Annotated in this window: 9 protein-coding genes and 1 pseudogene; 4 read left to right on the top strand and 6 right to left on the bottom strand. The window is 70.9% G+C overall.

Features of this window, described 5'->3' with window-relative positions; all coding sequences use genetic code 11:
• Positions 1-145: 145 nt before the first annotated feature.
• From ACIRD3_RS32000 to ACIRD3_RS31985, 4 genes are all read right to left on the bottom strand, one after another.
• Complete coding sequence (locus tag ACIRD3_RS32000) at positions 146-559, bottom strand: DUF4158 domain-containing protein (RefSeq protein WP_402223582.1); 414 nt, start codon at positions 557-559, stop codon at positions 146-148.
• Between the two features lie 61 nt (positions 560-620).
• Positions 621-2,186, bottom strand: a complete 1,566-nt coding sequence (locus ACIRD3_RS31995) for a DUF2637 domain-containing protein (protein ID WP_402223581.1) — start codon at positions 2,184-2,186, stop codon at positions 621-623.
• Positions 2,187-2,226: 40 nt separating this feature from the next.
• On the bottom strand, positions 2,227-2,628 hold the full coding sequence (locus ACIRD3_RS31990) for a hypothetical protein (protein ID WP_402223580.1): 402 nt from the start codon (positions 2,626-2,628) through the stop codon (positions 2,227-2,229).
• Between the two features lie 468 nt (positions 2,629-3,096).
• Entirely contained in the window at positions 3,097-3,444 is a 348-nt protein-coding gene (locus tag ACIRD3_RS31985; RefSeq protein ID WP_402223578.1) for a hypothetical protein, read from the bottom strand.
• A 521-nt stretch (positions 3,445-3,965) separates the two neighbouring features.
• Here ACIRD3_RS31985 and ACIRD3_RS31980 point away from each other — a divergent pair.
• The 4 genes and pseudogenes from ACIRD3_RS31980 (at position 3,966) to ACIRD3_RS31965 (ending at position 10,034) form a co-directional block, all read left to right on the top strand.
• Complete coding sequence (locus ACIRD3_RS31980) at positions 3,966-7,043, top strand: Tn3 family transposase (RefSeq protein ID WP_402223576.1); 3,078 nt, start codon at positions 3,966-3,968, stop codon at positions 7,041-7,043.
• 156 nt (positions 7,044-7,199) lie between these two features.
• Positions 7,200-9,194, top strand: a complete 1,995-nt coding sequence (locus ACIRD3_RS31975; RefSeq protein ID WP_402223574.1) for a hypothetical protein — start codon at positions 7,200-7,202, stop codon at positions 9,192-9,194.
• Positions 9,195-9,234: 40 nt separating this feature from the next.
• Positions 9,235-9,582: pseudogene (locus ACIRD3_RS31970) on the top strand (Tn3 family transposase); the annotation flags it as partial.
• A 239-nt stretch (positions 9,583-9,821) separates the two neighbouring features.
• Positions 9,822-10,034: a cold-shock protein gene (locus tag ACIRD3_RS31965; protein ID WP_402223697.1), complete on the top strand. Its 213-nt coding sequence runs from the start codon at positions 9,822-9,824 to the stop codon at positions 10,032-10,034.
• A 294-nt stretch (positions 10,035-10,328) separates the two neighbouring features.
• Here the strand turns inward: ACIRD3_RS31965 and ACIRD3_RS31960 are convergent, their stop codons facing one another.
• Together ACIRD3_RS31960 and ACIRD3_RS31955 are read right to left on the bottom strand one after the other, a co-directional pair.
• The gene (locus ACIRD3_RS31960; protein WP_402223572.1) at positions 10,329-10,652 is read right to left on the bottom strand and encodes a hypothetical protein; all 324 of its coding nucleotides are present in this window, start codon (positions 10,650-10,652) and stop codon (positions 10,329-10,331) included.
• 105 nt (positions 10,653-10,757) lie between these two features.
• Positions 10,758-11,732, bottom strand: coding sequence for a tyrosine-type recombinase/integrase (locus ACIRD3_RS31955; protein ID WP_402223570.1), 975 nt, complete (start codon positions 11,730-11,732; stop codon positions 10,758-10,760).
• Positions 11,733-12,749 lie beyond the last annotated feature (1,017 nt).

Here is a 12,749-nt window from a genome sequence, read left to right as displayed (position 1 = left end):
ATTCGGTCCGGTCAGTGGCCCCCTTTGAGGGCGCGGATTCTCACCGAGTCGATGGCGCACCGGCCTGGGTCCGAAGTGTCCTGCGAAGCCCTCTCACACATCTCGAATGAGTCTGTTTTAGACAACCGCCAGAGACACCACCCTCTCAGCGGAATCGCGCGCGCCCCTCACCCCGCTTTCCCCACGCGCATCGACCACCCTGCGACTGAGTGGGTGGAATCCTTCGTCGGTTGTCTAAAGCAGATTTTGTCGAGGCGATGTGGCCCGGCCCGACGGCATACTCGTACGCCGTCGGCCTGCGTTCGGTGTACCGCTTCACGCACGAGGCGTCCTCGATACCCGGCTGCTCGGCCAGATACGCCCACTGGCCACGGCACGTCCAGCGGGTCGTCGCCAGGAACCGGCCGATGTACCGCACCGTGCAGATCGGCAAGGCGATGCCCGGTCGATCGCTGTCGGAACGCCGCGGCGCGATCGGGTCCCGGTCCGCGTCGTCCAGGAGGAAGAACCGCCCCGGCTCCGGGCGGCTCCGGACCTCGTCGAAGGTCCCGTACGACACAGCCTGATCATCACGACGGTCCGGCACCTGAGGTTGTCGGACCGTCGTCGTAGGGCGCGCGTCAGACCCCGGCGCTCTCCGGCTGGAGCCGCTCCCGGCCCTCCCGAGTGAGCGGAAAGAGGTCCTTCAGGTCGTTGTAGTAGCGCTCGACGCTGCGCAGGCTCACCGGCTGATCGCCCTTGCCCCGTGCCCGGAGGTTGTAGGGGTGGCGGAAGAGGTGGCGACGGAGTTCCTCCGGCCCGGGGTGACGTCCGTACTCGGCGACCCAGGCGGCGAAGCCGATGGCCCACTCCAAGGGGATGTTCCTGGCGAGCACCTGGTCCGCCAGCGCGGGGTCGATGGACGGCAGGGAGTCCTCGCCCGGGTCGGCGGAGGGCGCGGCCCCTTCGCTGCGGGTGGTCTCCGCAAGGTCCGCGAAGCTCTCCCGCACCGGCTCCTCGGGCTTTCCCGCACCCCCGAGAGCTGTGCGGGGATCCGGGGCGTCCGGCGGCTCGGACGCGCCCGTCAGGTCGGGCTCCGGCTCGGCCCGCACCGCGTGCGGCGGCGCCGAGGCCGTCCCTGCGAAGCTCCCCGTAGGGGCGCCGACCTGCGAAGGCTCAGGAGAAGCCTGGTCAGGGACCGGGCTCTGCGGAGCGCGGTGACCCGCGCCCGCAAAGGCCTCGGCGCCCGGCCCCGCAGGGGCGAAGGCCTGCCCGGCCGACCCCGGCACAGCGGTCGGCCGACCGGACACCGGGGCCGCAACGCTCTCGTACGGCGCCCGCATCGGCTCCGTCCGTTCTCCGGCAGGGGCGGACGGTATCTCGCCGTCCGCTGGGGCCAGCTCCTTGCGCGGACCGGCGACGGTCGGCAGCCGAACCGAGCCCTCCGGAACCCGGACCTGCTGCTTCGACTCGCGGTCGGCGGCTGTCGCGCGCGCGGCGAAGATCCGGTCCAGCGGGCGGGTCGCGACGCCGGCAGCCGCGAGGCCGTCCTCGTAGGTCACCTCGATCGGCACTCCGAGTTCCGCCAGCTTCAGCGGCAGGTGCGCTGCGGCGGGCAGCTTCTCCTTCGGGCCGATCGGGGCGTCCTTCAGCAGGGTCAGGTAGGCGAGCCGGGCCTGCTCCAGCCGGACCGCATCGTCCACACTCCGGATCTCCCACAACTGCATCCGCCGCCACATCGCCCAGGTCTGCCGGGGAGCGAGGACCCAGCGCATCAGGCGGATCTTCTCGATGGTCCTGTCGGAGCCGAGTCGCGCGAGGCGGGAGATCGCGTGTCGCGTCGCTTCGCTGATGATGATGAAGAGCACCGGGATCACGGCATGCATCCCGGTCCCCAGCGGGTCGGGCCAGGAAGCCGCGGCGTTGAACGCGATGGTCGCCACCGTCAGGCCCCATGCAGTGGGACGCAGCAGGGGGAAGGGGATGCGCAGCCAGGTGAGGACGAGGTCCAGGGCGAGGAGGACCAGGATGCCGGCGTCCACGCCGATCGGGAAGGCGTAGGCGAACCTGCCCATCCCCACGCCGGAGGCCACCTGGCGAACCGCCATGTACGAGCCGGCCAGGCCGATCAGGGCGACAACCGTCGCGCCCAGCGCGACGAGCGAGATCAATGCCCAGTGGATCTTGGTCAGGACCGGTCGTGTCACGGCACTCCCCTTTTGCTGCGGTGCTCAGGGAGCGAGTTTGTCACGTGGTGGTCGCCTGGACGTCGGTGGCTTTGAGGAACGCCAGGCGGTGGTTGAAGCGGATCGGGTAGTAGGTGTCGTGGCCGACGACCAGGGTGCGGGCGTCGGGTCCGTCGCCGTTGATGTTCCGGCCGCAGAAGTAGTCGGCCCGCTCGGGGGTGACGGCGTTCTCGGCGGCGACGTCGACCTGGGTCAGCCCGAGGACGCCGTAGTTGCCGGTGGTGCTGGGTGCGCCCTGGTGGGACTCCCAGCGGCTCTCCTGGTACGCCGGGGCCAGCGGCAGGCCGGGTGGGACACCGATCTCCTCGGCTGCGGCGGTGAACTGGCGTTGCAGGACCAGAGGGCCGGCCGGGACGGCGCGCGCGGCGGTGCCGGCGACGGCCAGGGCGAGCAGGCCGACCACAAGGGGCCGTGCCCGGCGGGCCGCGCGTGCATTCCACGGTTGTAGCCCGTCTCACGACGAATCACCCGGCGTGACATTCGCGCGGCAACCGGGCCACGCATGGCCGGCCGTGGCCCCGGCGTGCAGCAGGCACACGCCGTCCCCCAGCAGCAGGTCGCCCGCCTGGCCCGCCGGGACCGGTCCTCGGGGGGCGGGTGGGCGCACGACGCCTGCGTCAGGCCGGGCAGGCGGTGGCGGCGTCGATCGGCTGGCATGAACCGGTGGAACGGCGCACGGATGTGTGGGCGGTGGCCGGCGCGGCTCCGGTCGTGATCGGCCCGCCGGAACCTCCTGGGGCTCCTGCTGGCCGCGCCCTGGTGGCGCGACCGCCCTGCTCGTACCGGCTCCTCCGCGGCGCGGGGCCGCGCGAAGCACCGGAACGGTCCTACCGGGCGTCACGCCGCGCTCGTCCGCACACAGCCCTCGCCCTCAACCCACGTCCTGGATCACCACGCTGCACGCCAGGCCGCACAGCACGCTCACAGCGGACGCGACGAAGCGCCAAGGACCCCACCGCGTCCGGCGCGGCAGCATCCAGGCGGCCACGATGAGCACCACCTGTACACCCGTCAGGCCGTGGGCGGCGTCGTACTGCGGGCCCCAGTCCCGCCCGCAGGCTCCCCGCGGCACGCACTGGTCGACCGTGACCGCGCGCACGAGGGCGAAGTAGCAGTAGAGAACCTGGGAGATCGGCAGCAGAACCGTCGCGACGAGCGGGAACTTCCACGCGTCGCGGTCATGCGACCGCGACGCGGATACGGCGGGCTGGTTGTCCATGAACCGATCCCACCGCACCGAACCGGAGTCGCGCATCGGCGCGACTACTCAACCGGGACGCACCGGATACCCGGGTTCCCCCTACCGGGCTCAGAGTGACGCCGGCCCCCGGCCCACTGCCCGCTCAGGGGCTTCGGGTGCGGGCCGGTCCTTCCGGTGAGCGGACGGCCCCGGGGTGGGCCCCCGCCGTCCGGACCGGCGCCGAGGATGGCCCCGCCGTCCGCCAGGGCTTGCCCGACCGTCCGTGTCGCCGACGCCGCGCCGCGTCCGGGCGCGAGCCGGGCCGGCGGCCCAGCCGGTTGCGCCGGCGGTCGGCCGGGCGGTGTTCCGGCCAGTGGCTGGGGTCAGGGGGCGACTCGGTCGCCGATCCTGGACCAGGTGCCCGGTGTACTCGGGGGTTGAGGAACATCGGAACGAAAACCGGCGCTAAGCCCTCCCTGCGATCCGGAGCCCGTTGACCTGCGGTTTCGTACTGGTCGAACCTCTGGCAGTCGTGTTGATCAACTGCCTGGAGGTCCGGAGTGCCGGTCGAGTTTCTGACGGATGAGCAAGCTGCGGGGTACGCGGCGTTCCGAGGGGCGCCGGCCCGCGCGGAGCTGGAGCGGTTCTTCTTCCTGGACGACGCGGACCGGGAGCTGGTCGAGTCGAAGCGGCGCTCGCACAACAGGCTCGGCTTCGCCGCCCAGCTGACGACGGTGCGCTACCTCGGGGTGTTCCTGGACGACCCGACCGACATCCCGGTGGAGGTCGCCGACTACCTGGCCGAGCAGCTCGGGATCGAGGACGCCTCGGTGCTCAAGGGGTACGGCGAGCGGGAGAACACCCGGCTGGACCACGTGCGGGAGCTGCGGCGGCTGTTGGAGTACCGGGAGTTCGCCGAGGTCGAGCCCGAGGTCCGGGCGTGGGTGGACGCGCGGGCCTGGACCACCGGCGAGGGGCCGAAGGCGTTGTTCGACGCGGCGGTGGGGTGGCTGCGCGAGCGGCGGGTGCTGCTGCCGGGGGTGACGACGCTGGCCCGGCTGGTGGCGTCGGTGCGGGAGGCGGCGAACCAGCGGCTGTGGGACACCCTGCACGGGATGCTGACGCCGGGCCAGCGGGCGGTGCTGGACGACCTGCTGACGGTGCCGGCCGGGCAGCGGGTCTCGGAGCTGGACCGGCTGCGGCGTGGTCCGGTGCGGGTGTCGGGGCCGCAGATGAAGGCCGCGCTGGAGCGTGCCGAGGAGATCGCCGCGCTGGGCATGGGTGAGGTGGACGTGGCCGGGGTGCCGCCGCGCCGGCTGGCGGAGCTGTCCCGGTATGGCGTGGACGGCAAGGCGTCGCTGCTGCGGCGTCACGGCGATTCCCGGCGCCTGGCCACGCTGCTGGCCACCGCGGTGTACCTGACCACGCGGGCGGTGGACGACGCGCTGGACCTGCTGGAGGTGCTGGTCGCCACCAGGCTGCTGGCGCGGGCGGAGCGGGACACGGCGAAGGAGAAGCTGCGGACCTTGCCGAAGGTCGAGCGGGCCGGCGCGAAGCTCGCTGTCGCGCTGCAGGTCGTGTTCGATACCACGGCCGAGCAGGTGGACACCGACACCGGGGAGGTTACCGAGCCGAAGGTGGCCACGCTGGCGGCGATGTGGGAGGAGATCGAGGCGGTGGTGACCCGCGAGGAGCTGGCGGCGGCGATCGCCGCGATGTTCGAGCTGGCACCGCCGCTGGACTCGGACGCCGACGAGGCGTGGCGGCGGGTGCTGGTCACCCGGTTCGCCACGGTGCGGCCGTTCTTGAAGCTGCTGGTGAAGGTGGTGGACTTCGGTGCCACCCCGGAGGGAGCGGCGGTGGTGACGGCGCTCAAGTCGCTGCCGGAGCTGATGGGCCGCAAGAAGGTGGGCCAGGCCGAGATCGACACCGAGCTGCTGTCCGGCTCGTGGAGGCGGCTGGTGCTGGCCGCGCCGCACCTGGAGCCGGGCGAGGTGGACTGGAAGGCGTACACGTTCTGCGTGCTGGAGCAGGCCCACCGGCTGCTGCGGCGCAAGGAGGTGTTCGCCAAGAACTCCTCGAAGTGGGGCGACCCGCGCGCGAAGCTGCTGTCCGGTGAGGCGTGGGAGGCGGCGAAGCCGACCGTGCTGGCATCCCTGGGCCTGCCCGAGACGGCGGGCGAGCACTTGGCCGGGCGGGCCGCGCTGCTGGACGGCACCTACCGGGAGGTGGCTTCCCGGGTGCCGGCGAATGCGCAGATCGTCTTCGACGACGACGGCCGGCTGCACTTCGCGGCGCTGGAGCCCGAGCCGGAGCCCGCCTCGCTGCTGGAGCTGCGGGCGCAGGTGAACTCGATGCTGCCACGGGTGGATCTGCCGGAGGTGCTGCTGGAGGTGTTCTCCTGGACCGGCGCGGACCAGGCGTTCACCTCGGTGACCGGCGGCGAGGCCCGCCTCAAGGACTTGCACGTGACGATCGCCGCGCTGCTGGTCGCGCACGGCTGCAACGTTGGCTACACCCCGGTGATCGGCGGGCCGGACGCGCTCAAGTACGGGCGGCTGTCCCACGTGGACCAGACGTACCTGCGGCTGGAGACCTACCGGCAGGCCAACGCCGCCCTCATCGCGGCCCAGGCGTCGATCCCGCTCGCGCAAGCGTGGGGCGGCGGTCTGGTCGCCTCGGTGGACGGGATGCGGTTCGTCGTGCCGGTGCCCTCGGTGTACGCCAGGCCGAACCCGAAGTACTTCGGCGCCTCGACCGGCGGAAGCGGGCGGCGGGCCGGGGCAACGTGGCTCAACCTGATCAACGACCAGGCCGCAGGTCTCGGCGGGAAGGTGGTGGCCGGCACCCCGCGCGACTCCCTCTACGTGCTGGACGTCCTCTACGACCGCGACGGCGGCCGGCGCCCCGAGGTGATCGTCACCGACACCGCCAGCTGCAGCGACATCGTCTTCGGCCTGCTCACCCTGGCCGGGTTCACCTACGCCCCGCAACTGGCCGACCTGCCCGACCAGAAGCTGTGGCGCATCGACCGCACCGCCGACTACGGCCCCTTCCAGGACGCGGCCCGCGGCCGGGTCGACCTGGACCGGATCGAGAAGCACTGGGAGGACGTGTTGCGGATCATCGGCTCGATCCACACCGGCGCGGTGCGGGCCTACGACGTGATCCGCATGCTCTCGCGCGACGGCCGGCCCACCCAGCTCGGCGACGCGATCGCGCACTACGGGCGGATCGCCAAGACGCTGCACATCCTGCGGCTGGCCGACGAGCCCGGCTATCGGCGGCAGATCAAGACGCAGGCCAACCTGCAGGAGGGCCGCCACGCGCTCGCCCGCAAGATCTTCCACGGCCGCGCCGGCCAGCTCTACCAGAACTACCAGGAGGGCATGGAGGACCAGATCGGCGCGCTCGGCCTGGTCCTCAACGCCCTGGTGCTCTTCAACACCCGCTACATGGACGCCGCCCTGGCCCGGCTGCGGGCTGACGGTTTCGACGTCCGGGACGAGGACGTCGCCCGCCTCTCCCCGTTCGTGCGCCACCACGTCAACATGTTGGGCCGGTACTCCTTCCAGCTGCCGGAGCTACCTGGGGGCCTGCGTCCCCTGCGCGACCCGGGCACCGTCGGCGAGTGGTGAGCGCCCGCGGAGTGGTCATGGAAGGGCGTACCAAGGAACCATTTCAGGACATTCTGTGGCCAGTAGGGATCTTCGGTGCTGATGCCGCCTTGTGCCCCCTAGCCTGTAACTGTTCGTCGTCAAACGACTGCGGACAGCTTCGATGTGGGGAGTGCTGTGACTGAACAGAAGGTCGAGCAGACGGAGCAGGACCGGCTGGAGCGGGTGCGGGGCTTGCTGTCCGGGACGATCGCCCCCGAGGGTGCGGGAGCCCGGGTGCAGAGCGCGCACGGGAACGTCCTGATGGGAGCGTTCCTGCATGGTGCGGACCGCCTGAGGCAGGGGCACGAGCCCACCGATCTGGAGCGGCTGATGCTGGACGCCGTGGGGTCGGTCCTCCCTGAGGAGGAGATGCGGGCCTGGGGCGGGGTGTACCGGGAAGTGGCCGACAGCGACGCCACCATGGCGATGGTCCCGCAGGCGTTCGCGAATCGGCCCGTGGGCGAGGGCTACGCCATCGCGGACCTGCGCAACGACCTTCCGGACATCATCGCGGAGGCGATGGCGGCGGGGAACACCCAGATCCGCGATCCCCGCAGGCCGGACCGCGACACCGACGATCCGGCGTTCCTGACGGCCATGCGCACGGCGAGGTTCGCGGTCAGCGCGTTCGCCGTCGGCGGTGAAGCAGCCGGCACCGCGGCCGAAAACGGCGGGGCCGCCGAGGACGGGGGCGCCGACGGCCCGGAGGCCGGCGCCGCCGCGACGTTCAGGGCGAAGCTGGAAGCGGAGAAGTTCTACGTTCGCCGGGCGGTCGGTGACCGGTGGGGGACCAGTGACGAGATTTTCTGGACCGCCTCGGTCGGCACAGGCGTCGGGGCGGGCGGAACCTTCCGTTCCGAGACGTTCGGCAACGTCGACAAGGGCGACGAACGCGCCTTCATGTCCAGCAACAAGGTCCTGTTCGACGGCACCACCAGCGGTGACTACCTGGGGGCGCAGGTCATCTGCTGGGAGCAGGACGACGTCAACGCAGACTGGTGGGCGGCCCTGCAGAAGGCGCTGACCGACGCCATGGACAAGATCAACTTCCTGCTGGACTTCGACAACTTCGTCGGGTTCTTCCCCACCTGGGTGGGCATCGCCACCGCGGCGGCCACGTTCATCGCCCAGTTCCTCCAGTACTTCCAGAACAAGAGCGACATCTCCTGCCAGCGCGCGATCGGGATGGGCCGCCACGAACTGGCCATCCTCTCCCGCGTCGGCCGGACCGTCTGGCGCTTCGACGGCGACGGAGACCACGACCTGCACGTGAAGTGGTCCGGCGCCACGATCCCCTTCGCCGAGGGATTCCTGGAACACTCCATCCGCTCCGGTACCGACGGGACATGGCGAACCGGGATCCCCCTGACCTACAAGACCATCACCATGCCCGCCCTGGCCGTCCACGAGGGCCGGCTCTACATCTGCTTCCTGCGCCCCAGCGACCAGGGGGTCATGTGGGCCAGCACCGACGCGGCCGGAAACTGGACCCAGCCCGCGCAGGTCGGCGGCGACCACGCCTGGTACGCCCCCGCCCTGACCTCGGCGAACGGCAAGCTGCACTACGCCGTCACCGGTAAGGACGGCAGGGTGTACACCCGCACCTACACTCCAGCCGGCGGGTGGAGTGCATCCCACATCATGTCCGGGCGGTCCAAGTTCAGCCCGGCTCTGGCCACCTACGAGAACCAGGCCTGGCTCGTCGCCTACGGCCTGGACGAAAACCTCTACCACGCCCGGCACAACGGCACCTGGGGCGGATGGGTCGAGGACAACCTCGACTGGAAGCTCGACACCCACGTCGCTCTCGCCCCCCGCGACCGGCGCCTGTGGCGCATCGCCACCAACCGGGAAGGGCGGATCAACACCAGCATCAACGGCGGCGGATCCTGGGCCGGCGAGCCCATGCCCGCCGCCCACTGGCGTGCCTCCCACGCCCCCGCTCTTGCCGGCAACGGCTCCACCATGACCTTGGTCATGCGCAGCCCCGATGCCACCTTGTGGACCGCCGAGTACGACGGTAACTGGGCCGGTGCCCAGAAGATCGCCGGGATCACCGCGACGGAGACACCGGCCGCGGTCTACTTCGGCGGCAACCTCCACGTGATCTACCGCCGCATCGCCTCCTGACACCCCCGGACCGCCTCCCGGCCGCCTTACGAGAGGAAGCCGCTACGAGCCCGCCGGGAAGATCTTCCACGGCCGGGCCGGCCAGCTCTACCAGAACTACCAGGAGGGCGTTGAGGACCAGGTCGGCGTGCTCGGTCTGGTCCTCAACGCCCCGGTGCTGTTCAACGCCCGTTACATGTACGCCGCCCTCACCCAGCTCCGCACCGAGGGCTTCGAGGTCCCCGGCGATGACGTGGCCCGCCTGTCCCCGTTCGTGTGCCACCACGTCAACATGCTCGGCCGGTACTCCTTCCAGCTGCCGGAGCTCCCCGGGGGCTCCTGCGTCCCTGCGCGACCCGGGCCTCACCCTGTAGGAGGGCGATCCTGGTGCCTGTGCGGGATCTCTTGATCGTCAGCGAGGCCCTCGTGAACGTGAGACCTGTGACCCTGGCTTTAGGGACGCCGTCGTGGCTCTCCGGCGATGAGAGAGCCGACGCCAGGGCGGACATCGGGCGTTGATACGCCCGTGCGGACCGACATTTCCAGCCAGACGCGCTGAACTCTGCAGCCTTCTTCCCATCACCGGGGATGATCAGCTCGTCGGGCGTCCTGTTGGTCGGCCCGAGCATGGGATTCGAGGGAGTGGATATGACGCAACGGCAGTCCGGCACCGTGAAGTGGTTCAACGATGAGAAGGGGTTCGGCTTCATCACCCCCGACAGCGGTCCGGACCTCTTCGTGCACTTCAGGGCGGTCCAGGGAAGCGGTTTCAAGAGTCTTCGTGAAGGTCAGAAGGTGACCTTCGTCGCGGTGCAGGGCCAGAAGGGGATGCAAGCGGACGAGGTCATTGCGGAGGACTGAGTCTCTGATCAGGGAAGCGTTGAGCCTGCCTGCCCATACGCAACGGCGGTCCCGGCCGGGTGGCCGCGACCGCCCTTCGCGCGCGTCGTCCCCGGGCTGAGGTGCCGAGGTCCGCGACCAGAACATGGCCCGCGTCTCCTCGGCCATCAGCATCAACGGGGGCGGCTTCCCCACAGGGCCTCCGCGTGGTCGCCCAGGCTTCCTTCTCTCACGGGCACCACGTTCAGGGCCGATCCGAGACGGCGATCTCATCGGCCGCGCTCATGGTCGAGGCGGCACCGAAGGGTGCGGTTACTACATTCCCCCATTAGCCATGCCGAAGACGTTGGGGCCCAGCGCAGCCGCTGCCGACGCGTTCATCCACGGGGCCTGGGGCTGCGTCACCAGCGCGTAGCTACGGGCGAGTTCCCCCAACACCTTGGCCGCCTGCTCCGGTTCCAGGCCCGCGGCGGACCGCGCCTGCTGGCCGATGGCACTCAATAGCTGGTCGCGGGCCTCGGCAACCGCGGGGTCCTCCGGCGGCACGTCGACAGCGGCCCGCACCCCCGGCGGCACGGTGATTGGCGCCGGACCCCGGCTGTCCGCAGCGGCCTGCTCTACCGTCGTGCTGTCAGGCATGATCTCTCCTAGTGGCTTTGAGTCCTCGGCTACTGCTGCCTGAGCACACTATCCAGCGATCCGCACTGTCATGCAGCGTTCAAGCTGGTTACTCCGAACGGGTCATCAGCGTCGGCTGTCGCCGGGGGCGAGCAGGCTGGTGACCACGGCGATCGCCTCGGGGGATGGCTTGAAGTACCGGCGCACGTTCTCCGTCTTCCTGTGCCGGGACTTGGCCATCAGCATCAGCTCGGAGGCGCCCTGCTCGCCGAGGTGGGTCAGGCCGGAGTGGCGGTACTCATGCAGGTCCCAGCCGGTGCCCGGCCCCGCGTGCGCGGTGTGCTGGTCGAGCAGCGCGCGGGCCTGGCCGTAGGACAGCCGGGCGAGGCCAGTGTCTGGGCAGACGTCCCGCGCGGAGACGACCTTCCCGGGGCCGGGGCGGCGGTGGGTGACGAACACCGGCCCGCGAGTGCGGCCTTTGATCAGGCGGGGCAGCAGCCGGGCGGTACCGGCGTCCCAGAACACCGTCTCCAGCACGTAGTCGGAGCGGGCGGCGCCGCGGCGGCGGACCTTGGGCTGGGCGCCCTTGGACTTCACCGGGCAGCGACGGCCGGCCAGGTCCAGCTCCTCGATGTTGACGCCCAGGACCTCCTCGGAGCGGGCGCACGTCTCGTAGAGCATCCGCCACAGCGTCTTCTCCCGCAGGTGGACGTCCCGGCGGGCAATCAGCCGGTCGATCGCCATCTTCGAGCGCACCGGGGTGTCGGAGTCCGGCGGCGGCAGCCGCTTCGCCCAGACCGGGACCGCCGGCCCGTCGTAGCCGCGCTCGACACACCAGCTCGTCCAGGAGAGCACCGCGCCGCGGCGGGCGTTCCAGGTGTTCACCGCCGAGCTGCCCCACAGCAGCTCCAGTGCCTCTCCGATCTCGTCGTCCGCGACGGCGGCGAGCGGCCGGCCCTCGCCAAGGTGCTCGGCGGTCTTCCCGACGGCGATGCCGTAGTTCCGGACGGTGTTCGGGTTGGTGAGCGAGTCGAGGAAGGCGTCGGCCGCCGCCCGGACGGTCAGTGCCTTCCCGGTCGGCAGCAGCAGGACCGCGGGCACCGTCACTCCCTTGCCACAGATAACAGGGCCGCTTCACGCAGCGTGCAGAGAACGTACCCGCAGGTCGCGCTCAGTGATACCGCAGATAATAGGGCGTTATCTGCGGAACGACTTCACAACCACCCCAGCACCGACGACCCGTCAGCCGCTCACCTGGACCGATCTGGGCTTAGCGCCGGTTTCCGTTCCGATGTTCCTCAACCCCCTACTCGTAGTCCCCGGAGTGGTCGGGGCTGACGCCGTAGAGGGGGTCGGCGGTGGTGACGAAGGCGGCCCCGGCGCGCCGACCCGGGTCCAGGTGTGTGGTGGTCGCGGTCGTACTGCTCGATGGGGCCGGTTGCCGCATCGGTCGCGCAGAGAGTGGTACCGCTGGTGAAGACGCGGTCGGTCGCGCCCCGAACCTGCCCCCAGGCCGCCGTCCTTGCTCGGGTCTGACCGACGGCCCCCAGGTCCGCACGGCGGGGATGCTGCGCGCCCTGCTGCCCGGTCAGGAGCCGGAGGACTGGCTGCCCGGCTACGGGCTCGACCCGCTGCCCACCGGACTGCTGGACGACGAGGCCCCGGTGCTGATCTGCCGGGGGGCCAGCCCGGGACAACCCTGTCGGCGGCCAAGCGCGGACCGGTCGCCCCGGCCGCCGCCGACCGCTACCTGCACCTGCACCAACTCGGCCCCAACCGGCATGAGGGCGGCAGCGAACTGTAGACCGCCTGCACGCGACCTGCTGCCCGACCCCGGCCGCTCCATCACCTCGATCGCCAAGCTGCTCGGCGTCTCCCCGGGCACCCTGTACAACCACTTCCCCGACCTACGCGAACTGCGCGCGGGCGCCGGTCCCCGCCAGCTCGAAGCCCCGCGAAGTAGCCCAGCACGAGCGAGATCAATCTCAGCGGCGCTTTCTGTACGGCACCTACTCACACCCGGATCAGCGGGGCAGGATGCGCAGTACTGCCTCGCGTTCTCCGCTGAGCTGCAGGCCTTGCTGTACCGCGGTGCCCAGGTCGAGGTCGCCGAGCAGG

The organism is Kitasatospora sp. NPDC093550 (assembly GCF_044764985.1).
Taxonomy (GTDB): domain Bacteria; phylum Actinomycetota; class Actinomycetes; order Streptomycetales; family Streptomycetaceae; genus Kitasatospora.
The sequence above is the reverse complement of the archived record's forward strand: the minus strand, read 5'-3'. Positions and strand labels throughout refer to the sequence as shown.

Coding starts and splice junctions, on each gene's coding strand:
- ACIRD3_RS31960 (WP_402223572.1), bottom strand. CDS start 10,652: ATGCCTGACAGCACGACGGTAGAGCAGGCCGCTGCGGACAGCCGGGGT.
- ACIRD3_RS31985 (WP_402223578.1), bottom strand. CDS start 3,444: ATGGACAACCAGCCCGCCGTATCCGCGTCGCGGTCGCATGACCGCGAC.
- ACIRD3_RS31965 (WP_402223697.1), top strand. CDS start 9,822: ATGACGCAACGGCAGTCCGGCACCGTGAAGTGGTTCAACGATGAGAAG.